This window comes from Paenibacillus sp. FSL H7-0331, from assembly GCF_001956045.1.
Map to the genome: position 1 here is coordinate 185,266 of NZ_MRTH01000001.1, position 24,474 is coordinate 209,739.

Sequence of the window (24,474 nt, forward strand, 5' to 3'; positions counted from 1 at the left end):
AGCTCAAACCCTCCCAAAACCGTCCGCCTACACACCCGCAGTTACTTCATTAAGCGCTAACTGCAGCGCACCGATAAACTTCTCATTTTGTTCCTGGCTTCCAACCGTCACACGAATCATAGTCGGCAGCTGCCAAGTCGGGTCATGACGAATAATAATGCCCTTGCGAAGCAGTGAATCAAATACCTGCGCACCTGAGCGCTGTACATCCACCATCATAAAATTGCCATGTGCAGGATAAAACGGCAGCTTAAGTGCTTTGAACTGCTCAGATAAATATACGATACCTTGAGCATTGGCCTCGCGGCAGTCGTTAATAAAGGCTTCATCCTGAATTGCAGCGAGCGCAGCCTTTTGAGCAAATCCGGTCGTATTGAAAGGCTCGCGGACTTGATTGATCGAACGGATCACTTCGGGATGTCCAATACCATAGCCAATCCGCAGGGAGGCAAGTCCATATATTTTGGAGAAGGTACGAAGTACGATAGCATTTTTATATTGATTTACTAGTGCAATGCTATCCGGGTAGTCCCCGCTTACATTGTACTCGGCATAAGCTTCATCAAGTACGACCAACACATGGGCAGGTACAGCATTCAGAAAATCAACAACCTCTTGATGAGAATTCATCGTGCCTGTCGGGTTGTTAGGATTGCATAGCCAAATAATTTTGGTGCGTTCGCTAATTCGATCCAGCATCGCCTGCAAATCATGCGTACCATCCTTCAAAGGCACCTCTATACTTACAGCGCCTTCAATCTCGGCATTATGCTTATATTGTGGGAATGTCGGGAACGCCATAATGTTCTCGTCGCCCGGAACCAAATAGGCACGCGCCAGCATCAAAATAATTTCATCAGAGCCGGCTCCAAAAATCACCTGATCCGTTCCTACATTGAAATGCTTGGCAACAGCAGCCGTTAATTCTACAGCTCCGCCATCTGGATAAATGCTGGCTTGATCAATATTCGCAATGATGGCTTCTTTTGCTTTGGGTGAGCAGCCAAATGGATTCTCATTTGAAGCCAGCTTAATAACTTCGGTTAAGCCAAGCTCTCTTTTTACTTCATCCATGGGCTTGCCCGGTTTATAAACAGGAAGATGAACAATATTTTTCTTTGGTTGCACGCAGGTCACTCCATTCAAGAATTGATGTTTCCATTCGTAACCACTATTTTAACTTATTTACGGTTCGCTTGCCAATCATTACGACCCTATTAATTTGCTCACAAAATCATCAATCTGCTGCAAAGCTTGCGGTCGAGTCGCTGCATCTGCAAATAAAGGCAGCACTTCTTCAACCTGACGCACCAGAGCACTGCCTACCACTATACCATCACAGCTTTGCGCGAATTTGGCAAATTGTTCGTGAGTGGAAATACCGAAGCCTACCGCAATCGGAAGTGTCGTAGCTGCTCGGACTGTCTCGATAAACTGATCAATTCCGCTATGGAATTGGGTTCTCGTACCTGTCACACCAAGTGAAGATACACAATAAACAAAACCCGATGCACGGGTGACAATCCGCTCAATGCGTTCCTTGGAAGTTGGTGCTACCAACGGGATGAGATGAATCCCATGGGCTTTAGCCAATGTCTGTACCTCCTGATCCTCCTCCATAGGCAGATCCGGAATAATAAGACCGCTAATATCGCTTTCCTGCAGCAGCGGGAATATCTTGTCCAAGCCCAGCTGCAGCACTGGATTATAGTAAGTAAACAGAATGAAGGGTAATTCACAGCCTTCGCTTCTAGCCACGCGTGCAGCTTCAATGCAATCTCTGATCGATATTTGATGGCTGCCTAATGCTCGTTGTGAAGAACGCTGAATGACCGGACCATCTGCGAGCGGATCCGAATAGGGAACTCCCAGCTCCACAATGCTTGCTCCGGATTGCTCCAATTGTTTAATGATATCGATCGAGGTTCTCACATCTGGATCCCCAATCGTTAGAAATGGGATAAAAGCAGGCTTCTGCTGCTCCTTAAGCTCGGCAAATTTACGATCAATGCGATTCATTAGCGTCGCCTCCCAAATACTTCATAATCGCTTCTACATCCTTATCGCCGCGACCTGACAAACTGACGATAATGATCTCGTCCTTGCCCATCGTAGGTGCAACCTTCATCGTTTGTGCAATGGCATGCGCACTTTCCAGTGCAGGAATAATCCCCTCCGTGCGGCTGAGCAGCTGCAGTGCATCCAGTGCTTCCTGATCCGTAATCGGATAGTACTCGGCACGATTGGAATCCTTTAAATAAGCATGCTCTGGGCCAATCCCCGGATAATCCAGACCTGCCGAGATTGAATGTGCTTCTTGAACCTGCCCGAATTGGTCCTGCAGCAAGTAACTCATTGAGCCTTGGAACACACCATGACTGCCCTTCGTCATTGTAGCCGCATGCAGCTTGGTGTCAATCCCTTTACCCGCCGCCTCAGCACCAATCAAGCGGACACTCGTATCCCCAACGAATGGGTAAAAGATTCCGATTGCATTGCTGCCTCCACCAACTGCTGCAATGATCGTATCCGGTAGTCTGCCTTCCTGCTCCAAAATCTGTCTGCGGGACTCATCTCCGATAATGCGTTGAAAATCGCGAACCATCATTGGATATGGATGCGGGCCTGTCGCCGAACCAAGAATGTAGAACGTATCGTCAACATGACTGACCCAATAACGCAGTGTTTCGTTGCATGCATCCTTCAGAGTACGAGTTCCTGATACGACCGGAACAACTTCCGTACCCAGCAGATTCATTCGGAATACATTCAGCTGCTGACGTTTCATATCTTCTTCGCCCATGAACACTTTACATTCGTAACCAAGTAAAGCTGCCACGGTCGCGGTAGCCACGCCATGCTGTCCTGCACCGGTTTCGGCGATCAGTTTCTTTTTACCCATCCATTTAGCGAGTAATCCTTGTCCCAAAGCATTGTTAATTTTATGAGCACCTGTATGGTTCAAATCCTCACGCTTCAAATAAATCTTTGCCCCACCCAAATGAGCCGACAATCGCTCCGCATAAAATAAAGAGGTCGGTCTACCCGAATATTGGTGTAAAAAATGGTTCAGCTCTTGTTGAAATTTATCTTCCTTCACGAAGCTTTTATAGGCTGTCTCCAATTCAATCAGAGCGTTCATCAACGTTTCTGGAACATAACGTCCTCCAAACTTTCCGAACCTTCCTTGCTCATCCGGCACTTGTATCACGATGCTTCACCCTTTCCACAAAACGTGTAATTTTATCCAAATCCTTAACTCCATCTGTCTCCACACCACTTGATACATCCACGCCATCCGGGGCATACGTATCGAGAAGCTCGCCTACATTGTCCGGCAGAAGCCCCCCCGCTACAAAGAGACGCAGGTTAACCGCACTGCACCATGCCTGATAAGCAGTAATTGCCTCCCAAGCGAAGGTTTTACCCGAGCCGCCGCCATATTCAGGATCGAATGTATCCAAAAGAATTGCGTCTACTACATACTTATAGGGGGTTAACAAGGCATCTACATGATTCAACTCTTCAGCTGTAGGAACGCCAGATTGACCGTTCGCATCAGACGCTAACTCATTATCACTATGCGATGGATAACCTTGAACTACAGATACAACCTTCCAAACCTGTACACCCGGGAACGTATCTTTGACCCACTGACACTGCTCCGGGCTTTCCTGACCGTGAAATTGAATGACATCCAGAGGGGCCTCCTGCATGATCGAAGTTAGCTCCGACTGAGAAGGATTCACAAAAACTCCCACTGACAAAGGATGACTTCTGCCTGCCGAACGCTGCTCCGCCAGCACCTCAATCATCCTGGCAGCTTGCTCCGACGTAACTTGCCGTTTGCTCTTGGCAAATAGAAAGCCAATATAATCTATAGGCAAATGGAGAATGGAGCGCACCATCTCCGGCTGCTGCAGCCCACATATTTTTACACTGCTCATCGCTTGCCTCACTGCCCTTTCATTGCAAATGCACCCATTAAATCGTGTACACCCTGCTCAACGCTTGGCTGACGCATGAAATGTTCCCCAATCAGTAGAGCCTCAGCACCAACCGATTGAAGATAAGCGACTTCGGAAGGCAGCGAGATGCCGCTTTCGCTTACAACCGTTACACCAGCAGGTATGTGGGCTATGAGCTGCTCTGTCGTTTTCAAATCTGTGACGAAGGTTTGCAGATTGCGATTGTTAATGCCAATCAACGATACATCCAACTCCAGTACACGGTCAAGCTCCGCCTGATCATGAACCTCAACAAGCACATCCAATCCGATTGCTTTGGCTGTCCGGGAAAATTCCCGCATCTGCTCGGTCGTCAGAATAGCAGCAATTAATAAAATCGCATCCGCGCCTATCACGCGTGCTTCATAAATTTGGTGTACATCAATGGTAAAATCTTTACGTAGAATCGGCACTTGTACAGCTGCGCGCACCGCCCGTAGGTATTCATTCGAACCTTGAAAATAATCAACATCCGTCAATACGGAGATACAATCCGTTCCTGCATTGACATAGGCTTGTGCAAGCTGAACAGGCTCAAAATCAGCACGGATCAAGCCTTTGGAAGGTGAAGCCTTCTTCACTTCAGCTATGAGTCCCATTGAGCGCTTGCGGTTTGTAGTTAATGCACGTTCAAACCCAAGGCATGAAGGAAGCAAAGCAATTTGCTTTTCCATGCCTGCGATGGTTTGGTTCTCTTTCAATAGAGCAATCTCTTTATGTTTGGTCGCAACAATTTTATCTAGAAACATGACTTAGCTCTCCTGTACATTGGACTAGTTGCTGCAGCTTGGAAGCGGCCTGTCCGGAATCGATCACATGGGCTGCATATTTGACGCCTTCTTGCAGTGTAGCGCATTTTCCTGTTACATAGAAGCAAGCCGCAGCATTGGCTAGGACGATATCACGACATGCGCCAGGAGAACCCTGGAAAATATCGCGAACGATCTCGGCATTCGTCACCGCATCGCCGCCAATAACTTCCTTTAGACTATAGCTTCTCAGTCCTAGTAAATCGGGAGTAATTTCATAAGTGGTAATATCGCCATTTCTGAGCTCCGTCAGTTGAGTAGTATCAGAGATACTAATTTCATCCAGCCCGTCATAGCTGGCAACCACCAAGGCTCTCTTTACATTCAGCGCCTGCATCACATGAGCCATCGTTTCCGTCTTGCCACGGTCGAATATGCCAAGCACCTGACGATCTGCACCTGCCGGATTGGTCAGAGGTCCGAGCAAATTAAATACCGTCCTGACGCCAAGCTCCTTACGTGGAGCCGCTGCATGCTTCATCGATTGGTGGTACAACTGAGCGAACATGAAACATATGCCCACCTGTTCCAGACATTGTGCTGCCTGCAGCGGATCCAGTGTAATGTTGACACCGAGAGCTTCCAATACGTCGGCGCTGCCGCTTTTGCTCGACATGGCACGATTCCCATGCTTGGCTACCCTGACGCCACCAGCCGCTGCAACGATCGCTGCAGTCGTCGATATGTTAAAGGTATCCGCACCATCTCCACCTGTCCCGCAAGTGTCCAGCAATTGGCTTTGCTCCGTCAATACATGGTTTGCTTTGGAGCGCATGGCCTCGGCAAATCCGGTGATCTCCTCAATGGTTTCACCCTTCATCCGAAGAACTGTAAGGAGTCCACCAATCTGTGCCTGTGTTGCCCTGCCGTCCATAATATCTGTCATAACCGCCGATGCCTCTGATCTTGTCAAATGCCCGGAGTCAAGCACCTTCTGTATCGCCTGTTGAACCGTAATTGTAGGATCCATAGCCGTAACTTCCTTTCTTATAGGTATGAACTATTGGTAATAATCATGGTTAATGACGGAAGGTGCCAGCGGCTTTTGGGCAAACACGATTTCCGCAGTACGGATCGATTTGAGCATACCCGTTGCTTTATTAATGGTCTCCTGATATTCGCTTTCTGGAACCGAATCCCATACGATGCCTGCTCCAGCTTGTACGTAGGCCTTGCCATTTTTGAAAATAATCGTCCGAATTGTAATACACGTATCCAGATTTCCTGAAAAACCAAGATATCCAATAGCACCGGCATAAGCACCACGTGATTCATTCTCAACCTCGGCTATAATTTCCATCGCCCGCAGCTTCGGTGCACCAGATACAGTACCTGCTGGTAAACACGACAGGAATGCATCAAAAAAGTCCTTATCCTTGGCAATTTTACCTGATACGTTGGAAACAATGTGCATCACGTGCGAGTACTTCTCTATTTGCATGAATGTATCACAATGAACGGAGCCAAACTCAGCTACACGGCCAATATCATTACGTCCCAGGTCTACGAGCATCAAGTGCTCGGCACGTTCTTTTTCATCCGCAAGCAGCTCTGCTTCATAAGCATTGTCCTGCTCCGGTGTTTTCCCTCTTGGTCTGGTTCCAGCTATCGGACGCGTTTCGACCTTCTCGTCTTCTACACGAACAAGCAGCTCAGGCGATGTTCCAACGATCACTTCGTCGTCCATCTTGAGGCAATACATGTAGGGTGAAGGATTCAACGTCCGCAGGATCCGGTATACATGCAGCGGGGATACATCGGTCTCGATTTCAAAACGCTGCGAAAGCACCACCTGAAAAATATCTCCAGCACGAATGTATTCCTTTGCCTGCTCTACATTGGCTATATATTGCTCCTTGGTCAAATTCGATTTAACTTCACCCAGCTCCACGTCTGTTGGGATGGACTGCTGCGATAAAGTAAGACCTGGTAAAGGACGTCTGAGACGCTCTATCGTTTCTTCGATCTTGGCAATCGTTGCTTCATAGGCCGCTGCAATATCCGCATCTGTTCCTTGCTGTGGAATGTGTACATTAGCAATGATTTTAAGCTGCTGTTTGAAATGATCGAACACAATGACCTGGTCACAGAACATAAATTGAATATCATTCATCTGCAAGTCATCCACCTTGTGAGCAGGCAGCTTTTCATAATACTGCATCAGATCGTAACCGAAGAAACCAACTGCCCCTCCTGTAAACCTTGGCAAATCAGGTAATGCCGGACTTTTGTAATAACGAAGATATGCTTTCAGCACATCAATTGGCTTTTCAATGGTATGCTTCTTCTCCGATTGTGTTTCAACCTCGGTCAAGCCATTTTTTGCAGTTATCATCATGAAGGGATCTGTTCCAATAAAAGAATAGCGGGCCCATTTAATGCCACCCTCCACACTTTCCAACAAAAAGGCGCGTTTTTCATGATAAAAATGTTGAAATACACGTATCGGCGTTTCCGTATCCGCCATTAATGTACGAACGATCGGGACCAAATTATATTGCTTGGATAGGCTGATAACTTCCTTTAGTTCTGGTGTGTACATGTCCGATCACTCCTCTGCTCATCTCATATAAATAACAAAAAACCTCTACGTCAAGTAGAGGTGGGTATCGCAGATGATATTAACCATACCGAAACAGCACTGCTAATCTTACAGCAGCAGCTATACACGCACACAAACAAGCACCTGTACGGTATTCGGTGTTACACTCGGCTCATCTCAACTCTGCTCAACTACTCACTCTACTCTACTCGTCTGGTATTGCTACTTGCTACCCATACTATACTATTTGTATTATGATTTTGTCAATTTGGATAAATCGGGACGAAGGCGCATAGCTTCCTTCAAATAAATATGAACGATCTCATCCTGTCTCTTCTCGGTGTTCACCATAACCATCAAGCGGATGCATAATGGAAGACTGCCGATAACCGGAACCTCCAATGAACACATCAGCGGTACGAGCTCCCAGCCTTCCATTGCACGAATGGCACGCGCAGGGAAAGTAGCTGTTAAATCGGTCGTTACCGTTACAAATACACTGGCTATTTCATCCGGTACGATACCATTCTCGGCAATAATATGATTCAACATTTCTGTTGTCGCCGCTAAAATTTCATTTTCTTCATTATTTTCTACTGTTGTCGCACCGCGAATTCCCCGAACAAACATGAGCTATACCTCCCGTTTCAGCTGTTCCACGACATCTCTCACCAAAGCCGCGGACACATTCTTGTTAATCTCCACCTTACCAATTTCGGTTGGTACGATGAAGACGATATTGCCCTCATCAAATTTCTTGTCATGCATCATAGCACTCATAATCGCATCGGTATCCAGATGCTCGGGTATACTTGTTGGTAAACCAAATGCTTGCAAAATACGTTTCGTTGTCGTGTAGATTTCCTCCGAATAGCCCAGACGAACGGCTACCTTGGCTGAACCTACCATCCCAATTGAAATCGCTTCTCCATGCAGCAGCTCATTGTACCCGGCTGTCGCTTCAAGCGCATGGCCGATCGTATGCCCAAGATTCAGGATCGCACGCAAGCCGTGTTCTTTTTCATCCTTGGAGACGACGATTGTTTTTACTTTACAGCCTTCGTATAAGCCATATTCCAAAGCCTCAGCGTCAAGCTGTACCAGCTTTTGTGCGTTTTCTTCCAACCATGCCGTAAATCCGGCGTCCCAGATCAAGCCATGCTTGATCATTTCGGACAGTCCGGCACGGACATCACGATCTGGCAGTGTCTGCAAGGTCGAAGTATCGTAAAGCACGAGTTCCGGCTGATGAAAGGCTCCGATCGTATTTTTGGCCAGTGGGTGATTAACTGCAACCTTACCGCCCACACTACTGTCATGTGCTAGGATCGTAGTCGGAATTTGCACGAATTTTATTCCGCGCATATAACTCGCTGCCACAAAACCCGCCAAATCTCCAACCACACCTCCGCCTAAAGCGACAACGGCTGATTTACGGTCCAACCCGGCCTGTAGGGCCACGCCAATAATATCCTCCAGAACGCTTAGTGACTTGGATTTCTCACCAAAAGCGACCGTATAGGAGATGGGTTTAAAACCCGCTGCCTCCAATCGGCTGATCACCTGAGGCAAATGATGCTTGGCCACATGATCATCGGTAACAACAAGCATGGGCGAGCCTTTGCTGATCCCGTGTTTGCTGAATAAATCTGCGATTTGTTCAATGATGCCTTGTCCGATGTAAATAGGGTAGGAACGCTCACCCAAATCAACCTTTAGCTCTCTCATTCGTTTCAACGCTCCCATCTGCTTGACTATTTACATGTACCTGATAGCTGCAACAGTCAGAATTAGTAGTTCTTGATCTGCTCCAGGTAGCTGTTATAGTTGCTGCGAATTTCTTCCAAGGAATCGCCACCGAATTTGTCAAGAAATGCATTAGCTACTTCCCAGGCGACAATATTCTCCATAATAACACCCGCCGCTGGTACCGCACACGTATCGGAACGCTCTACTTGAGCTGTGAACGGCTCCTTGGTGTCGATATCAACACTTTGCAAAGCTTTGTACAAGGTTGAGATAGGCTTCATTACGCCGCGCACCACGATTGGCTCGCCTGTTGTCATGCCACCTTCAAAGCCTCCTGCACGATTTGATGCGCGATAAAAGCCACGATCTTCACTATGCATAATTTCATCATGAACCTTGGAGCCTCTGAGCTTGGCGGCCTCGAAACCGATACCAATCTCACAGCCTTTGAACGCTTGTATGGATAATACAGCTTGAGCAATGCGACCATCCAGCTTGCGATCCCACTGGACATGACTGCCTAATCCAACTGGTACGCCTTCAATAATGCATTCTACAATACCGCCTAGTGTATCCCCGTCTTCTTTGGCAGCATCAATCGCTGCGATCATAAGAGCCTCTGCTTCTTTATCAACGACACGTACCGGAGATTCCTCTGTAATACGGATCAGCTCATCAATCGGCAAATCCTGACGCTTCACTTCAACATCGCCAATACGGATAACTTGTACGGCTACCTTAATACCGAATGCTTCTAATAGTTGACGAGCTACAGCACCAGTTGCGACACGCATCGTTGTTTCACGCGCGCTCGAACGCTCCAAAATATTACGTAGATCCTTTTGATTATATTTCAAACCGCCGTTAAGATCTGCATGACCCGGACGTGGACGGTTAACTCTTCTTTTGGACTCGTCATTGCCTTCAATCGGTTCAATGTTCATCACTGAAGTCCAGTGTTTCCAGTCATTATTCTCAACCACAAGCGCTATTGGCGCCCCCGTTGTTTTACCATGTCTTACACCGCCAACAATACTTGCGGTATCCTTCTCAATTTGCATCCGGCGTCCGCGACCATGGCCCTTTTGACGGCGGCCCAGTTGAAAGTTCACCTTTTCGAAGTCAATCGTGACATTACTTGGAAAGCCTTCGATAATTGCAGTCAACTGTGGTCCGTGCGTTTCGCCTGCTGTTAAATATCTCACTTGTTTATCCCCTTCCGACATTCTCTTCCGTAGGTATGTACCCGATTCCTTTGCTAATTATAGTATAGGCTTCACAGTTTGACAAGAAACGTGTATACAAAAAAGAAGCGCAGCAGCGGCATGAAAGCCGAGGTTACGCTTCTTTCCTACTCTTATGAATGGTGCAAGATCAAAATCATATATGGATCGATTGTTTGATGTATGGTTCCGCATGCACGGTCTGGTCGGGCGCATCCACAAAACCTAAAATCTGCATAGAGTCAATTCCGAGAATCTGTGCACATTCCTGCATGGTAATAAAGCCCTTGCGGTAAGCCATGATAACCTTCCTTTTGTCCATTTGACCCTCCTAAGAGTTTTTGCTTTAGCAAAAACTGACTTCGTAAGCATCTGCTGAGTTTTTGCGTTGGCAAAGACTAACTTCGTAAGCATCTACGTATGCACGAGCACTAATTACTCCTTAGTATGGGCAAGACTGGAAAAGTTTATACATGTATGACTACTCTTTCTTTCGATAGAAAAAAGTTTCAGCCGGCTCCAGCTTATATTGACCCGGTGAAAAAATTTGCTCGGTGCTGCCTACAAACAAAATGCCACCCGGCTTAAGAGAATCCGCAAATTTTTGATACAACAGGTGCTTTGCTTCTTCAGTGAAATAGATCATCACGTTTCGACAAATAATCAGATCAAATTGGGTATCGAATTTATCCGTCAACAAATTTTGCTTCTGAAAACGGATACCCTTTTTCAACTCATCGCTCACCAAATAAGTCAAATTTTCTTTTTTATAATATTTATCGAGGTAAGCCTGAGGAACATCCCGGATTGAACGGTCTGAATACACACCATTCTTGGCTTTGGCCAAAGCTCCGTCATCAATATCCGTAGCGAGCAGATGGGTATCACTCAATGCATTCAACTTGGCCAAAATCATCGACAACGTATAAGGCTCTTCCCCTGTGGAGCAGGCTGCGCTCCAGCATTTGAGCTTACGGTTTTTACGAAGCATTTCCGGTATAAAAACGCGCTCCAGCACTTCCCAGCGGTTCGGGTTGCGCCAGAACTCTGATACATTAATCGTCATACGATCCAAAAACTCGTAGAACAGATCCTTATCCTTGGTCATCGCTTCAAAAAAAGCAACAAACGTAGTATAACCTTTTTTGGTTCTTAATGTGGTCAACCGCCGCTTCATCTGAGCTTCCTTATACTGAGCCAAATCGATCGACGTGTAATCCTTGACTTTTTTTACAAATAACAAAAAATCCTGATCCTCCATTGCCAACATCCCACCCTAAATCCACGTTTGTATAGACTTGGTGTATCTCACTAATTCTTGTTCGGTAAAAAAATTATTGATTTCCCGCTCAGCACTCTCAGGAGAATCAGAGCCATGTATTAAATTAAAATTGGTATGTATCGCATAATCCCCACGGATGGTCCCGGGTGCAGCATCTACAGCGCTTGTTTTACCAATCATGGTTCTGGATAATGCGATAATTTGATCGCCTTCCCAGACCATAGCAAACACCGGACCTGAGGTAATGAAAGAAACGAGCCTCTCAAAAAAATCTTTACCTGTATGCTCCACATAGTGAAGTTCTGCTTGCTCCTTCGACATTTGAATCAGCTTGGCCCCAATCAACTGGAAGCCTTTCTGTTCAAAGCGTTTTACAATCTCACCAATCACACCACGCTGCACGCCATCCGGCTTTACCATCAAAAAGCTGCGTTCCATATTCCCATCCTCCTTTTAAATCCCAATATAACATAGTTATTGTATTATGATAACCATTCCATGGGAAAAGCTAACATTTTAATACGAACGATTCCCGATAAAATGTGCTACACCGACAAAATCCTTCTTAGCTTGAATGTCCGGCAAGCCCTGAAGAGCTGCTATCGCTTTATCAATATAACTTGAAGCCAACTGCTCTGACCGACGAATACCCTCACTGCTGCGGATCAGCTTGATAAACGTACTAATATCGGTTTGACCGTCAGCTTCCTTGATCTGCTGCATTTGTTCTAATAATACATCCCTGAGCTCAGGCTGCTGCAAAGCAAAGATGATCGGTACCGTAATATTCCCCTGACGAATATCGCTGCCAGGCGGTTTACCAATCTCCTTCTCAGAACCGCACAAATCCAGTAAATCATCACGAATCTGAAAAGCCATCCCAACATTATAACCAAATCGATACAACCGCATGGACAAATCATCCTCAGCACCAGCGGTAATCGCACCTAACTGGCAGCTTATCGCAATCAGCAGGGCTGTTTTACGCTTTATTCGCAGCAAATAGTCCCGTAACGTTTGCTCGGTGTTGAAAAAGAATCGAATTTGCTCCATTTCACCGATACTCATTTCGACGATCGCCTTCGACATAATCTGATGAATGGTTGCATTCGGCAGCTTGGTGACGACCGTTAGGGCCTTGGCAAATATGTAATCTCCGGTATGCATAGCAATCCGATTATCCCATTTGGATCTGACGGTCTTTTGACCTCTGCGTGTCGAAGCATCGTCAATCACATCATCATGAACCAATGAGGCCATATGAATCAATTCCAAAGGAACCGCGATATGCTTGATCTGTTCCAGATCGTAATGGCCAAACTTGGCCCCAAGCAGAACGAAAACAGGCCGGATTCTTTTGCCGCCCGCCTTTAATAAATGAAGCGAAGCCTCACGAAGCAGTGCATGCTCACTGTCGATACTGCGCTCCAGCTCTTTTTCGATATAAGTAATATCCTTTTTCATTTTGGCGTACAATTCGATCAGTTTCATTCCGTCACCTGCGTCACAGATTTATCTCCCTGTGAACCCCATCTTTTGAACAGTTCATGCTCCACCTGCATCGCATCCAATACTTTACCTACGACAAAATCAATCATGTCAGCTATCGTCTGAGGTCCTTGATAAAATGCCGGCATAGCCGGAATCATTCGGACGCCCATTCGGGACAGCTTAAGCATATTTTCAAGATGTATCGCATGCAATGGAGTTTCGCGAGGAACGATGATTAGCGGCCTGCCTTCCTTCAGCATCACATCAGCCGTCCGCTCCAGCAAATTATCCGAGGTACCGTTTGCAATACTTGACAAAGTTCCCATTGAACAAGGAACAACTACCATCCCAGCCGTCCGAAATGAGCCGCTTGCCGTACTTGCCCCGATATCTTGAATCGGATGATAATGAAAGCTTCCTGGATGGGAACCAAAATGTTGTTGAAGCGTTGCCTTTCTGTTGCTAGAGTCCCACCCGAGCTCTTCCTTTAATACCCGCCAGCCAGCATCTGTAACCAGCACATGCAGTTCCATTCCTATAGAGAGCAAATAGGTGCACAAACGTGCACCATAAGCTGCTCCACTAGCTCCGGTTATACCAATTACCCAAGGTCGACTCATTTATGGAGCACCACCAAGTCTGCCAGGGAAAAGATGAATACGACTGAGCTTAATGTACTGTTTAAGGTAAAGAAAGCCATGTTCACGCGGCTTAAATTCGTAGGCGTAACTATCTTATGTTGATAAAACAATAACAGGTTCGCGATAAGAATACCGATCAAATAGAGCCAGCTCAAATCTGTTAAATAAAATAAGACAATGAATCCGATAGCTGTAACCAGATGGAACCAACGGGCAATTCTTAGAGCCTTCGCAACGCCAAATCGTTGTGGTATCGAATGCAGTCCTTCTTTCTTGTCAAACTCTGTATCCTGACATGCATAGATTACATCAAACCCTGCTGTCCAGAAGGAAACCGACACATAAAAAATGATAGCCGGCAGTGAGATATCGTTCGTCACCGCGACCCAGCCTCCAAGCGGAGCTAATCCAAGCGTTAAGCCAAGGATTAAGTGACAAGCCCAGGTAAAGCGTTTTGTATACGAATATAACACAAGAAAAAAGACCGCAATAGGCAGCAGCTTCATGGAAAGCGGGCTTAAATTAGAGGCTGCCCAAAATAACAGTGTGAATGAAATCACAATAAAAATGATAGCTTCTTTCGAGGAAATCAATCCGGCAGGAATCGCTCTGGCAGCCGTCCTCGGGTTCTTCGCATCAAATACCTTGTCGATAACCCGGTTCAAACCCATGGCCGCGCTGCGAGCACCTATCATCGCCAGAATGACCCAGCCAATTGCAGCCCAACCCGGCAAATGGTTAGTCATGACAATAGAGCCCAATATGGCTCCCATAAATGCGAATGGCAGTGCAAAAAGCGTGTGTTCAATTTTGATCATTTCCAAAAAAATCTTCGTCTTTTTCAACAGCATCTAAATCCACCACTCCCGTTTCTCATTCCGCCGCCTGCCTCTTGATGCCGATATGAAGTGCTGCGATGCCTCCGGTTAGCGGATACGCCTGGACTTGAGTCAACCCTGTTGTTTTGAAAATTTCGGCAAGCTGCTTATGATCAGGGAAGTTTATCAAGGATTCCGGCAGCCACTTATACTGCTCATAGCTTTTGGCAATTAATTTACCCAGTAAAGGTAATATAGTTTGGAAATAAAAATAGTATATCCCTTTGAATGGCTGCCATGTAGGCTTGGATAATTCTAAGGAAACGACCCATCCGCCAGGCTTAACCACGCGCTGCATTTCCTCAATCACCTTCACAAGATCAGGCACATTACGCAGAGCGAATCCGATTGTCGCGTAGTCAAAGGTATTATCCTCGTATGGCAGCTTCATGGCGTTGCCTTGTACCAGCTTAATCTGCTTGTCCAATCCGCCTTCGCGAATTTTGACCGCGCCATAATCGAGCATATTCTGGCTAAAATCAAGACCGACCATATCCCCGGTCCCGCTTGCTTTAGCCATGCTGATCGTCCAGTCACAGGTCCCACAGCACAGATCAATAGCCGTACTGCCCGGCTGCATATTCATCTTCTTCATTGTAAAATTCCGCCATGCCTTGTGTCTGCGGAAGCTGAGAATGTCATTCATGAGATCATATTTGGGAGCTATACTTTCAAAGACGGAATGAACAAATTCTTCTTTAGATTTGGACTGCACTTCGATTCACCTCAAATTTCTTCCAATACTTTTGGAGTCGACAGGTAGCGATCAAACGGCTCTCCTATCAACTTGAGCTCTTCACTCAACTCTTTGCTTTCGAGCGTTCGCAGCTTGTCCTGTAGCTGACGTGTCGTTGTTTCTAGCAGTTGATATAATTGTGATGATATCTTGTACTTCATCCATATGGAACGGATTTTACCTGGATCAGGTTCCTCAAGCTGCATGATCCTGCGCTCTTCTTTGGAAATCTGCTGCAGCATATACCCAAAGCTCCAGCTGTCCGGCTGCTGCTGTTTCTCCGGCTTGCCAATTTCTTGAAGCAGCAGCTCACATAATGTGAATAAACGCAATATTTCTGGCCAAACCTTATAGAGCGACCCTTCCATGAACTGAGAAAAGGCTTTATAAATCCGCGATCTGATTTCTACTGATTGAGCTACATACTCTTCCGAGGTTAGGTTCACGCTTTTTAATGTTTGATAAAAAACGATTTTCAAGCGGTTTGCTTCACAAATAGCATCAGAAAGTGTTCCTATCATAGCAATGTGTCCAGCCTCTGCAAGCAGAAAGTAGAACCGGGCACTGAAATAATCACCTGCCAGCACCTTGATTTGTCTTGATCTGGCTGACTTCATATCCTTGGCCTGATTCGTAATGCTGACCGTATCATGAGTGTCGAGTCCCAACTGGACCAGACTCGTTACCAGACTGAACAACTCGCTGTAATCGTGCAATTCGCTATGTCTATTGAGAAATGCATATAAAATCCGTGTTCGAAATTCGGGGAAATCCGGGAGTTCCGTGTATTTCTGTATCATGTCATAATCTATATATTTTTGGGCCATCTCTGGTATCCGATAACAATTCATCATTAGCCTCCGAACCGGTACAAGAACATCTCTTGATCATAATCCAAACTATTATAGCACAATCAAAGTGTTGACGCACAATATCAATTTGAACTTTTTGCTTCAAATTTCTCTCGCCAGTTAGGCGTAAAGGTCATACGATAATGGGACTGCAAATATTGCTCCATTTCCTCCGCTGTCTTCGTCTCCAGCCTGTAATCCGTTCTAACCATTTTCTCTCGTCGTGCATCTGCCGCTATAAGTAATGAAGTACTGCCACCAACCTGCTTGGAACCATCCAAAACTCGAACCAGAACCTGATTAATGTTGGAAGAATGGCTGAACAATAATTGCGGGATTCCGCTTACATCCTTGAGAACCTCTAGCCTGTCTGATGACGGAGAAGCCAATAGGTCAACCGATACGATAGCATGACTGACCTCAACCTTGCGTATGCGCATGTGAAGCTGTAGTTTGCTCATAACATCCACAACGTTTAATTCTGTTAAAGGTTCTGCTCTTACCAAGCTGAAAACAGGTGAATCCCAATCGTTTTCCAACTGCGGTAATAATGAAATTGACAGCACGACACAGACGGTTAAAATCGAAGTGGCAAGCAGTCGAATCAACCATTTCATTGTACAACCCCCAATCTTCATTCGGGCGCGCAGAGCGACTATCCTGCTCTTATCATTGTACAACAAAAAAAAGCAGGCTATGCCTGCAGGATCCAAGAAAAATTATTCCTCCGTATCCATAACACCGTGCTTCGTCATCACTACGGCTTTGCCTCTGATCTTCACAGCCGAGGTATGAGCGGTAAACTGGGCGATCATGATCTCGCCTTTATCCAGCTTTTCGGTATGGTGAAACTTCGTATCCTGTCCACGGGTCAAGCCGATAACCTGTACGCCGTTCTCCTTGGCTTTAACAACAAAATATTCTTCCTGACTTTGCTTGTCATCCATTTGTAATCTTCCTTCCTGTCCATGCTTACTTACTAGTATGATGCAGAAAATCAGCGATAATGTCAACTCTTTAATGACATTGAGACAAGAAAAATGGCCGCCATCAGGCAACCATCGTCGTATCGGGATATTTCTTTTTCTGTTTTTTGTTGTAATAGCCTTTTAACCACTCTGGCAGCCTGTCCGAGCATATGCGAATTAGTAAATCTGCCAGCTTGACAGTACCGTATGCAAAGGCCATACCCGCAAATACGTCCAGAACCCAGTGAATTTGCAAATACATGGTCGATATAATAATCAATGAACAATAAGTGACCATCATATATTTGAAAATTCGATCCTTCTCACGAAGGGCCAGCAGCAGCATAGCAAATGAAATTGATGTATGCATACTCGGAAAACAGTTCATCACATTGGTCAGCAATTCATTCTCGCTTGTAAATACACGTCCAAGCAAATCCCGCTGACCTTTCACAAACCAAACCTCACGCAGCATAATCAGGTTGTAGAAGGGCAAAATCAATGGAAATTGCAAAACGTGACCCGACAATGCATAGGACAGCATCTTTTTGATGCTTCGGGTCCAGAAGCTGCGAACGATACAAAGCCACAGCGATAATACAAAGCCGTAGTTGTATACCCAAACCATTGCCTGATCCAGTGCAGGTGAATTATAAATCCGCATCCAGGCTGCATTGTTGAGTGGAATACTGTTCATCGCATCATCCCAGGTCCATGGATGTCGATTGTTTTCAAACATCCAGTTTGCGATGTTCCACCATAAGCTGTTACCTGAACCGTAAAAATAATAGAATAAATATAGCAGGGGTAATCCAAACACAAAAAAACGTTTCCAATCAACATCAATCTGGTCCGTTCGAACACCCAGCAAGCATATCAGGAGCAGCATCCAGCATGCAGTACTCCAGCCTCCACCCTCACCGATTCGCCATATCAGATAGATTGATGCAATAATCCCATAATGGGTCCAATCCAGGGAAGCGAGCCATCCCCTTGCTCGGTTGTACATAGTCTAGTATTTCCCCTTTGCAACAGTGATATGACACATGAATAGCCGTCGGCTAAGTATATCAAAAGTTAGCCTATTTTGCTTCATAAAATTTTAACATATCAGGAGGTAGTTCTCAATCCATGCACAGAAAAAGACATCGACATGTCGATGTCCTATCATGATGAGAATAACACGATTCAAACGTGCAATCTGTATATAATATGAAGCGGAAAATGGTGGAATGTTTCGGATGTCTCTTCACTTAATTACATCACCGCGTTAATTTGTGAAATCAAGGTTCATACCAGTATCCCTTCATTCCTCGATCCAACCTAAGAAGAGCCTCCAAATAGTAGTAATCCCCCCATATCATAAAATCATCCGGTGCATTACCGCCTCTTACGCTGTAAGAGCCGTGTTGAAGTAAACCTTCGGAATCCTTCATTCCAATAGTCGCATACTTCGTCACAAGCGATGTCATGGACCGCTCCAAGCCTTGCCGCAATTCATCACGATCTGAATCATCTGGAGGCAGCAGCTCCAAAAGCTCCAATAAACCGGCACAGACGATGGCTGAGGCAGAGCTGTCACGATAGGGTTCAGGGTGAGTCGGAACATTCATATCCCAGAGCGCGACCTGATCCTCCGGCAAATGCTGTAGGAAGTATTTCGCCATCCTTTTGGAGGCTTCCAAAAACTTCGGATTACCCGTGTATCTGTAAGATAGCGCAAACCCATATACGCCCCAAGCCTGCCCTCTTGTCCATGTCGATCCGTTGCGATAGCCTTGTGCTGTTGAACCACCGATAGGTTCTCCGCTTTCTTGATCGAAATAAAAGGTATGGTAGCTCGAATCATCTCCTCGAACCAGATAACGTCTGCTTTTCTCCGCATGGATCGCTGCTACCACAGCATAGCTCTTATCACCTGTTGTTAGAGAGGCCCAATACAAGAGAGGTAGATTCATCAAACAATCGATGATGATCCTTCCCCCCTGCTCCTGATCCCCGAGAGGTCCCCAGGCTTGAATCAGCTGCCCCTTCTCCCTCCAACGGGTCATCAGTTTGTCAGCCGCCTTCACTGTCAGGTCCTTAGCAGCCTCATCCTTCTCGATGATCCATTGTGCTTTGGACGAGAGGGAATATAGAAAACCAATATCATGATGTTCAATAGAATCGTTAGTTTCCAGCCTATTTCGGAAGCTCCCCACAGTTTTGACAGCCGCATCACGATAAACCCGATCATTCGTATACTCGTATGCCAGCCAGAGCATTCCTGACCAGAACCCTGAGGTCCATTCCTGATTAGCATTCAAATAGCCACTGTAGCTGCCTTGTTGACTGACATGGGGATAAGCATCTCCAAACTTGGCGATATTGCTTTTAATTGTATTCATCGCATCTTCTATAGCTGTCTTCCACATGACTGTGCACTCCTTCATTTCGACCGTATAGTTTTACGCGGGGTCATCCTTTTATAGCGCCAGCAGTTATCCCCTCCACAAAATGGTCTTGAGCAAAAAAGTAGATCAGAATCGTAGGAACAATTGCAGATACGGCTGCAGCCATCAACGGTCCGTATTCAGTCGCATGCTCAGATTGAAAATGCTGCATCCCGAGCTGCAAAGTAAACAAATGATCCGAATTAATATAAATCAGCGGTCCCAGAAAATCGTTCCAGGCATGCATAAACGTAAAAATCGTCAAGCTGGCGATAGCTGGCCTCATCAATGGCATAATAATACGTAAATAAATACCAAATTCGCTTAAACCGTCAATTCTGGCCGCTTCTGAAAGCTCCTCTGGAACCGATATAAAAAATTGGCGGAACAAAAAAACACCAAACGGACTGAAAGCTCCAAGCAGAATCAACGCCCAATGCGAATCCATCAGCCCAAGCTGCTTCATCAGCATAAATTGCGGAATCATCATTACCTGAAAAGGGATCATCATTGTAGCTATATACAAAAAGAATAACTTATCCCGCTCAGGAAAACGCACCTTGGAGAAGGCATAAGCCGCCAGCGAGCAAGTAATGACCTGCAGGATCGTAGTAGAAACTGCAATTTTAATCGTATTTAAATAATAAGTGAAAAATGGAAGCTTCAACCATACTTTCTCATAGTTACTCCAATAGAAAATGCTTGGAATCCATTGAATAGGGTAAGAAAAAACTTCCGCTTCCGACTTGACAGAAGCAGAAAGCATCCATATAAACGGGGCAATCATAGATAATGATACGGTGATGATAACGGCATACAGCAGTATTTGACGCATTATAGCCGACAACCGATAAGGCTTCGAAGCGGAATAGGATGCCCTTGGCTCCACAATAGTGCTCATGAGAGTTCCTCCTTGTTGACTTGCTTAATAATTCACCCATTTTTTTTGCCCTTTGAATTGAATCCAGGTAATCACCAAAATAATTGCAAAAAGCACATATGCCATCGCCGATGCATAACCGTATTCATATCGTTGGAAGGCTGTGTAATAAATATCGTATACAAGCACATGCGTCGAACGCCCTGGTCCACCCTTGGTCAGCACGTAGACCATATCGAAAACTTTAAATGAATTGATAATACCGATAATGACTGTAAAAAAGATAACGGGTGATAGCATCGGTATAGTAATATTCCTGAATTGCGAGGTTTTCCCGGCTCCGTCAAGCGAAGCTGCTTCATACAGATCTTTGGGTATGCCTTGTAATCCAGCCAAATACAGAACCATGTAATAACCTACAGAATGCCATATGCTTACGATGATCACAGAGGGAAGCGCCCATGTGGTTGACGCCAGCCACATAGGCGGCTGCTCGACACCTAAACTTCGCAGCAGTCCGTTAATAGGTCCCATCGAAGGATTGTATAGCAATTGCCATACAACAGCGACAGCAATCGTTGCGGTAATGTGGGGCATGAAGATCGCTGTGCGGAACAGCTTGACTCCCTTGACACCTTTATTCAGAGCCACTGCGGCCAATATGGCCAGAAACAAGGTTGCCGGTACAGACACAATAGTCATAATCAAGCTGTTCATAAGCGAAATCCGGAAGGTTTCATCTCCCCAAAGTCGGGTATAGTTGGACAGGCCGGCAAACTCGATTTGTCCGAACCCGTTCCAATCTGTAAAGCTCATCAAAAACGAGGCTATTACCGGGAAGCAGATGAACACCAGAAAGCCAATCATGTTAGGCAGCAAAAAGGTATATCCCACTTTGCGATCTCGGGTGAAGAAGGTTCTGTTCGTTCTCATCACGGTTCAACTCCTATTCTTAGCAATCGAACTTCACTTGGCTCAAGTGAAGTTCGATTGGAATTCATTATTTTTTCGCTGCTGCTTTGAAATCTTTACCGTATTTGTCCGCCCATTCCTTCTGAATGCGCTCGCCTATTTTTTGAATAGCCTGGTCTGCAGTTTGAGCTTTGGTCAGTGCCATTTCTCCTTCCTGCTTGTAAATATTGTTGAGTACAATATTTTTTATACCAGGCAGCAGTGGATATTCCGGATACTCCTTTTGCTCGACAAAGTAATGAATATTTTTGGGTTTCATACTTCCGTCCCCTATATAGGCTTTGCGAATATCATCATTCGTGTAGCCTGTAAGAAAGCCTTTGGCTGCGAATATCTTAGCGCCTTTGGCGGTGGTCATAAACTGGAGAAGTTTAAATGCTTCTTCTTTGTGCTTGGAAGACTTGTTCAGCATCAAGGATACGGGAGTCGCCAGACTGGTGTTCGGAGCCACTCCAGCTGGATGCGGCACAGGAACGACATCCCAATCAAAATTAATTTTCTTCTCTTGCTCAGCTGTTCGCAGTTGGGCAATATGCCAATCTCCAATCAGGTTCATCGCCACATTCCCTTTTTGAAAGGCGGAATTGTAATGAGCCGAGGTCGTAATTTGCTCTGCCCAGGACATAATCGAACCATCCTTCTCCATGTCCATGCGGAACTGGAGTGCATTCTTAAACGGGGTTAAATCCTTGTCAATTATAGAAGCTCCCGTTTGTACAGCCTGGATATACCAGGTTTGAGCCCACGGATGGAGAAATGCACCGTACATTTTGTTGGCGCCATCGCCTTGGGTCATTTTTTTGGCTAACTCACGGAAGTCTTCCCATGTCATATCTGCTTTCGGATAAGGAACATTCATTTTATCGAACAGTGTTTTATTGTAATACAACATCCAATTCGATTTCCGGTAAGGCAAACCATACATTTTATCGTTCACCTTCAGGTTGTCATACAGCGGTCCGAAACCGGAGACATCCACATTGCTTTTCTTAATGTAGTCATCAAGTGGCTCCAGAATTCCAGTATCCAGGAATACGTCCATATTTCCACCAATCAAATCGATGTCATCCCCCGAGGATAGTTGAAGACGCAGCTTGTCATAATACTGCTGTTGGGGAATCGTATCCAGCTGCACGGAGATGTTCGGGTTCTCCTTTTTAAATTCGTCAAATACCAGCTTGAAGGTATCGAGGTCGTCCGGAAGTACAGTCATTTTTAAAGAAACAGGCTTAGCGCTCTCTCCAGCAGGCTTTGCCGTCCCTTCCTTAGAGGTCTCTTTGACTGGAGTACAACCAGCTGCAAGTCCTGCAACCAGTGTTCCTGTAAGGGCCAGATTCATTATTTTTTTCATTTTACAACCACCTTTTGTTTTGTTATGCTTTGAATGCGCTTTAATAATTTCATTATATTTCGGAAAAGGAACGCCCGACAGTTGAAAGTTTTATTCCCCCAAGGTGTGGTGTGAACACTGCTGGATTCGGGTGTTAATCAGTCAAGAGGTAGCCTATATGATCTTCGTAACCCTGTTGTTTCTTATCTCCTCTATCTTATTTACCTATAAAAAACTGAACAACTCTTCTACTCGTTTTTTGTATGGTATTATCGTCGGATGGGTGCTCTCATTCATTTCGTTTACTCTCTACTTAAGCAAATTTAATTATTATTACAATATTATTCACTCTTTCTTTAACTTCAGTCCGGGAACCTGGAACTATTTGGTGCTGACTAAATTTAACCCTAACCTGCTCATCCGTATGTTGAATGGGGGGGTCATTATTTTTTACAGCTCCCTGCTTCTATTTGCTGTATCCTTCACACGCAATATGAAACCGAAGATACAACGTACGGTGTATGTTGTAGTAGGAATGCTGATGGTGATCCAGCTCCTTGCCTTTGATCCTGCACTTAATATTGTGTGGCAGCAGCAATTGAGCTCTATTCCCATTCTGGAAGCTCTGGATTTTGTATTAAAAAATATAAAATACGTCATGGTGATGCTCGCCTTTGGTTTATTGCTGCACTATTACATCAACTATCCCAAAATTAAATTCATTAAAAATCTGACTGCATTTCATATTCTTGCTTTGATTCCGGTAGTTATCATTCATTTGCTGCTATTTTCATGGGCTCCCAAAAACCTGGTCAAAGCTACCTATATGGAAGGCTACTACAACTATTTGCAGCCTCCTCTCGACTCGCATCCGATTGTTCTGTATGTACTTCCATACAGCGTTTATTTGGCCTTAACGTTCATCATATTTATTGTGTACAAATTCAAATCCATTGAAGCGTATCGTAAAAACCGCGATATTCAAATTAATAAAAGTATAGATACAGCAACCTTGGGGACAAGAGCTTTTACACATGCTTTAAAAAATCACTTAATCGCAATTCAATCGGAAGCTGAATATGTGAAGGAGCGGAGTAGCGGGGACGAAGAAACAGTTTATAGTTTACAGCTCATTTTAAATTCGTGCGGTTCCGCCATGGAAAGCATTGACCAGGCAGCTGACAAGCTGAAGAACATTGAATTAAATCTGCAGCCGCTTTCTCTCGATCAGCCTGTCAAGCAGGTCTTGTCCTTCTTCAAGGTAAGCGAAAGCAAGGCCGACATACAGGTGAAATTGGAAGACCCGCAATCGTTAGTCTATATGGATCTGCATCATATGAGTGAGACTCTGTATAACCTGCTGGAAAACGCCACAGATTCTCTGTCCCGGCAGGAAGATGGACTCATCCTGATTGAAACCTATCACCATAACGGCTGGGGAATCATTCAAATCACTGACAATGGACCAGGCGTTCCCGAAGACCACTTGGATATGATTTTCGATCCTTTTTTCACTACCAAGTCCTCGGTGAATAATTGGGGAATCGGCCTTTCTTACTGTCACAAGATCGTTACCGGCCACGATGGTAAAATTCAGGCGGAAAGCCAGATAGGTCAAGGCACTAAATTCACTATCTTTTTACCTTTAATTTAGGCGACAAGGGGAATACTTTATTCACCCTA

26 protein-coding genes are annotated in these 24,474 nt (G+C 45.3%); 1 reads left to right on the plus strand and 25 read right to left on the minus strand.

Annotation, left to right across the window (positions count from 1 at the left end; all coding sequences use genetic code 11):
• Positions 1 to 27 precede the first annotated feature (27 nt).
• From hisC to BK127_RS00960, 25 genes are all read right to left on the minus strand, one after another.
• Entirely contained in the window at positions 28 to 1,128 is a 1,101-nt protein-coding gene (gene hisC / locus BK127_RS00845) for a histidinol-phosphate transaminase (RefSeq protein ID WP_076227567.1), read from the minus strand.
• 78 nt (positions 1,129 to 1,206) lie between these two features.
• On the minus strand, positions 1,207 to 2,019 hold the full coding sequence (gene trpA / locus BK127_RS00850; protein WP_076227569.1) for a tryptophan synthase subunit alpha: 813 nt from the start codon (positions 2,017 to 2,019) through the stop codon (positions 1,207 to 1,209).
• A complete protein-coding gene (gene trpB, locus BK127_RS00855) occupies positions 2,006 to 3,211 on the minus strand; it encodes a tryptophan synthase subunit beta (protein ID WP_076227571.1) in 1,206 nt (401 codons plus the stop codon). Before trpB ends, trpA begins: the two co-directional genes overlap by 14 nt.
• Complete coding sequence (locus BK127_RS00860; protein ID WP_076227573.1) at positions 3,192 to 3,947, minus strand: phosphoribosylanthranilate isomerase; 756 nt, start codon at positions 3,945 to 3,947, stop codon at positions 3,192 to 3,194. The genes trpB and BK127_RS00860 overlap by 20 nt, the downstream gene beginning before the upstream one ends.
• 8 nt (positions 3,948 to 3,955) lie before the next feature.
• Complete coding sequence (trpC, locus tag BK127_RS00865; RefSeq protein WP_076227575.1) at positions 3,956 to 4,756, minus strand: indole-3-glycerol phosphate synthase TrpC; 801 nt, start codon at positions 4,754 to 4,756, stop codon at positions 3,956 to 3,958.
• The gene (gene trpD / locus BK127_RS00870; protein WP_076227577.1) at positions 4,743 to 5,786 is read right to left on the minus strand and encodes an anthranilate phosphoribosyltransferase; all 1,044 of its coding nucleotides are present in this window, start codon (positions 5,784 to 5,786) and stop codon (positions 4,743 to 4,745) included. Before trpD ends, trpC begins: the two co-directional genes overlap by 14 nt.
• Positions 5,787 to 5,816: 30 nt before the next feature.
• Positions 5,817 to 7,358, minus strand: coding sequence for an anthranilate synthase component I (trpE, locus tag BK127_RS00875; protein ID WP_076227579.1), 1,542 nt, complete (start codon positions 7,356 to 7,358; stop codon positions 5,817 to 5,819).
• 252 nt (positions 7,359 to 7,610) lie between these two features.
• Positions 7,611 to 7,988 carry a chorismate mutase gene (aroH, locus tag BK127_RS00880; protein WP_076227581.1) on the minus strand — a complete coding sequence of 126 codons (378 nt, stop codon included), beginning with the start codon at positions 7,986 to 7,988 and terminating at the stop codon, positions 7,611 to 7,613.
• Between the two features lie 3 nt (positions 7,989 to 7,991).
• On the minus strand, positions 7,992 to 9,086 hold the full coding sequence (gene aroB / locus BK127_RS00885) for a 3-dehydroquinate synthase (RefSeq protein ID WP_076227583.1): 1,095 nt from the start codon (positions 9,084 to 9,086) through the stop codon (positions 7,992 to 7,994).
• A 62-nt stretch (positions 9,087 to 9,148) separates the two neighbouring features.
• On the minus strand, positions 9,149 to 10,312 hold the full coding sequence (gene aroC / locus BK127_RS00890) for a chorismate synthase (protein ID WP_076227585.1): 1,164 nt from the start codon (positions 10,310 to 10,312) through the stop codon (positions 9,149 to 9,151).
• Positions 10,313 to 10,487: 175 nt separating this feature from the next.
• Positions 10,488 to 10,652, minus strand: coding sequence for a hypothetical protein (locus tag BK127_RS43525; protein ID WP_179097340.1), 165 nt, complete (start codon positions 10,650 to 10,652; stop codon positions 10,488 to 10,490).
• 159 nt (positions 10,653 to 10,811) lie between these two features.
• Positions 10,812 to 11,591 (minus strand): CheR family methyltransferase, encoded by a 780-nt coding sequence (locus BK127_RS00895; RefSeq protein ID WP_076227587.1) that lies wholly within the window; start codon positions 11,589 to 11,591, stop codon positions 10,812 to 10,814.
• Positions 11,592 to 11,606: 15 nt separating this feature from the next.
• A complete protein-coding gene (gene ndk, locus BK127_RS00900) occupies positions 11,607 to 12,050 on the minus strand; it encodes a nucleoside-diphosphate kinase (protein ID WP_076227589.1) in 444 nt (147 codons plus the stop codon).
• A 78-nt stretch (positions 12,051 to 12,128) separates the two neighbouring features.
• Positions 12,129 to 13,103, minus strand: a complete 975-nt coding sequence (locus tag BK127_RS00905) for a polyprenyl synthetase family protein (protein ID WP_076227592.1) — start codon at positions 13,101 to 13,103, stop codon at positions 12,129 to 12,131.
• On the minus strand, positions 13,100 to 13,723 hold the full coding sequence (locus BK127_RS00910) for a UbiX family flavin prenyltransferase (RefSeq protein ID WP_076227594.1): 624 nt from the start codon (positions 13,721 to 13,723) through the stop codon (positions 13,100 to 13,102). Before BK127_RS00910 ends, BK127_RS00905 begins: the two co-directional genes overlap by 4 nt.
• A complete protein-coding gene (locus tag BK127_RS00915) occupies positions 13,720 to 14,592 on the minus strand; it encodes a UbiA-like polyprenyltransferase (protein ID WP_076228353.1) in 873 nt (290 codons plus the stop codon). The genes BK127_RS00910 and BK127_RS00915 overlap by 4 nt, the downstream gene beginning before the upstream one ends.
• A 25-nt stretch (positions 14,593 to 14,617) precedes the next feature.
• A complete protein-coding gene (locus tag BK127_RS00920; protein WP_076227596.1) occupies positions 14,618 to 15,337 on the minus strand; it encodes a demethylmenaquinone methyltransferase in 720 nt (239 codons plus the stop codon).
• A gap of 11 nt (positions 15,338 to 15,348) precedes the next feature.
• The gene (locus BK127_RS00925) at positions 15,349 to 16,185 is read right to left on the minus strand and encodes a heptaprenyl diphosphate synthase component 1 (protein ID WP_256711130.1); all 837 of its coding nucleotides are present in this window, start codon (positions 16,183 to 16,185) and stop codon (positions 15,349 to 15,351) included.
• Between the two features lie 107 nt (positions 16,186 to 16,292).
• Positions 16,293 to 16,826, minus strand: coding sequence for a hypothetical protein (locus BK127_RS00930; RefSeq protein WP_076227602.1), 534 nt, complete (start codon positions 16,824 to 16,826; stop codon positions 16,293 to 16,295).
• 102 nt (positions 16,827 to 16,928) lie between these two features.
• Positions 16,929 to 17,156: a trp RNA-binding attenuation protein MtrB gene (gene mtrB / locus BK127_RS00935; protein ID WP_076227605.1), complete on the minus strand. Its 228-nt coding sequence runs from the start codon at positions 17,154 to 17,156 to the stop codon at positions 16,929 to 16,931.
• A gap of 103 nt (positions 17,157 to 17,259) precedes the next feature.
• Positions 17,260 to 18,186: a phosphatase PAP2 family protein gene (locus BK127_RS00940; RefSeq protein WP_076227608.1), complete on the minus strand. Its 927-nt coding sequence runs from the start codon at positions 18,184 to 18,186 to the stop codon at positions 17,260 to 17,262.
• Between the two features lie 274 nt (positions 18,187 to 18,460).
• The gene (locus BK127_RS00945; RefSeq protein WP_076227610.1) at positions 18,461 to 19,591 is read right to left on the minus strand and encodes a glycoside hydrolase family 88 protein; all 1,131 of its coding nucleotides are present in this window, start codon (positions 19,589 to 19,591) and stop codon (positions 18,461 to 18,463) included.
• Between the two features lie 43 nt (positions 19,592 to 19,634).
• On the minus strand, positions 19,635 to 20,510 hold the full coding sequence (locus BK127_RS00950) for a carbohydrate ABC transporter permease (RefSeq protein ID WP_076227613.1): 876 nt from the start codon (positions 20,508 to 20,510) through the stop codon (positions 19,635 to 19,637).
• Positions 20,511 to 20,534: 24 nt separating this feature from the next.
• Positions 20,535 to 21,422, minus strand: a complete 888-nt coding sequence (locus BK127_RS00955; protein ID WP_076227616.1) for a carbohydrate ABC transporter permease — start codon at positions 21,420 to 21,422, stop codon at positions 20,535 to 20,537.
• Positions 21,423 to 21,489: 67 nt separating this feature from the next.
• Positions 21,490 to 22,812 carry an ABC transporter substrate-binding protein gene (locus BK127_RS00960; protein WP_179097341.1) on the minus strand — a complete coding sequence of 441 codons (1,323 nt, stop codon included), beginning with the start codon at positions 22,810 to 22,812 and terminating at the stop codon, positions 21,490 to 21,492.
• Positions 22,813 to 22,969: 157 nt separating this feature from the next.
• Between BK127_RS00960 and BK127_RS00965 the strand changes: the two genes are divergently transcribed.
• Positions 22,970 to 24,445 carry an ATP-binding protein gene (locus tag BK127_RS00965; RefSeq protein ID WP_076227619.1) on the plus strand — a complete coding sequence of 492 codons (1,476 nt, stop codon included), beginning with the start codon at positions 22,970 to 22,972 and terminating at the stop codon, positions 24,443 to 24,445.
• Positions 24,446 to 24,474 lie beyond the last annotated feature (29 nt).

What these genes read in the sequence shown, in the direction of transcription:
- trpA (WP_076227569.1), bottom strand. Translation starts at nt 2,019, where the DNA reads ATGAATCGCATTGATCGTAAATTTGCCGAGCTTAAGGAGCAGCAGAAG.
- BK127_RS00860 (WP_076227573.1), bottom strand. Translation starts at nt 3,947, where the DNA reads ATGAGCAGTGTAAAAATATGTGGGCTGCAGCAGCCGGAGATGGTGCGC.
- trpC (WP_076227575.1), bottom strand. Translation starts at nt 4,756, where the DNA reads ATGTTTCTAGATAAAATTGTTGCGACCAAACATAAAGAGATTGCTCTA.
- trpD (WP_076227577.1), bottom strand. Translation starts at nt 5,786, where the DNA reads ATGGATCCTACAATTACGGTTCAACAGGCGATACAGAAGGTGCTTGAC.
- trpE (WP_076227579.1), bottom strand. Translation starts at nt 7,358, where the DNA reads ATGTACACACCAGAACTAAAGGAAGTTATCAGCCTATCCAAGCAATAT.
- aroH (WP_076227581.1), bottom strand. Translation starts at nt 7,988, where the DNA reads ATGTTTGTTCGGGGAATTCGCGGTGCGACAACAGTAGAAAATAATGAA.
- aroB (WP_076227583.1), bottom strand. Translation starts at nt 9,086, where the DNA reads ATGAGAGAGCTAAAGGTTGATTTGGGTGAGCGTTCCTACCCTATTTAC.
- BK127_RS43525 (WP_179097340.1), bottom strand. Translation starts at nt 10,652, where the DNA reads ATGGACAAAAGGAAGGTTATCATGGCTTACCGCAAGGGCTTTATTACC.
- BK127_RS00895 (WP_076227587.1), bottom strand. Translation starts at nt 11,591, where the DNA reads ATGGAGGATCAGGATTTTTTGTTATTTGTAAAAAAAGTCAAGGATTAC.
- ndk (WP_076227589.1), bottom strand. Translation starts at nt 12,050, where the DNA reads ATGGAACGCAGCTTTTTGATGGTAAAGCCGGATGGCGTGCAGCGTGGT.
- BK127_RS00905 (WP_076227592.1), bottom strand. Translation starts at nt 13,103, where the DNA reads ATGAAACTGATCGAATTGTACGCCAAAATGAAAAAGGATATTACTTAT.
- BK127_RS00910 (WP_076227594.1), bottom strand. Translation starts at nt 13,723, where the DNA reads ATGAGTCGACCTTGGGTAATTGGTATAACCGGAGCTAGTGGAGCAGCT.
- BK127_RS00925 (WP_256711130.1), bottom strand. Translation starts at nt 16,185, where the DNA reads ATGGCCCAAAAATATATAGATTATGACATGATACAGAAATACACGGAA.
- BK127_RS00930 (WP_076227602.1), bottom strand. Translation starts at nt 16,826, where the DNA reads ATGAAATGGTTGATTCGACTGCTTGCCACTTCGATTTTAACCGTCTGT.
- mtrB (WP_076227605.1), bottom strand. Translation starts at nt 17,156, where the DNA reads ATGGATGACAAGCAAAGTCAGGAAGAATATTTTGTTGTTAAAGCCAAG.
- BK127_RS00940 (WP_076227608.1), bottom strand. Translation starts at nt 18,186, where the DNA reads ATGTACAACCGAGCAAGGGGATGGCTCGCTTCCCTGGATTGGACCCAT.
- BK127_RS00945 (WP_076227610.1), bottom strand. Translation starts at nt 19,591, where the DNA reads ATGTGGAAGACAGCTATAGAAGATGCGATGAATACAATTAAAAGCAAT.
- BK127_RS00950 (WP_076227613.1), bottom strand. Translation starts at nt 20,510, where the DNA reads ATGAGCACTATTGTGGAGCCAAGGGCATCCTATTCCGCTTCGAAGCCT.
- BK127_RS00955 (WP_076227616.1), bottom strand. Translation starts at nt 21,422, where the DNA reads ATGAGAACGAACAGAACCTTCTTCACCCGAGATCGCAAAGTGGGATAT.
- BK127_RS00960 (WP_179097341.1), bottom strand. Translation starts at nt 22,812, where the DNA reads ATGAAAAAAATAATGAATCTGGCCCTTACAGGAACACTGGTTGCAGGA.
- BK127_RS00965 (WP_076227619.1), top strand. Translation starts at nt 22,970, where the DNA reads ATGATCTTCGTAACCCTGTTGTTTCTTATCTCCTCTATCTTATTTACC.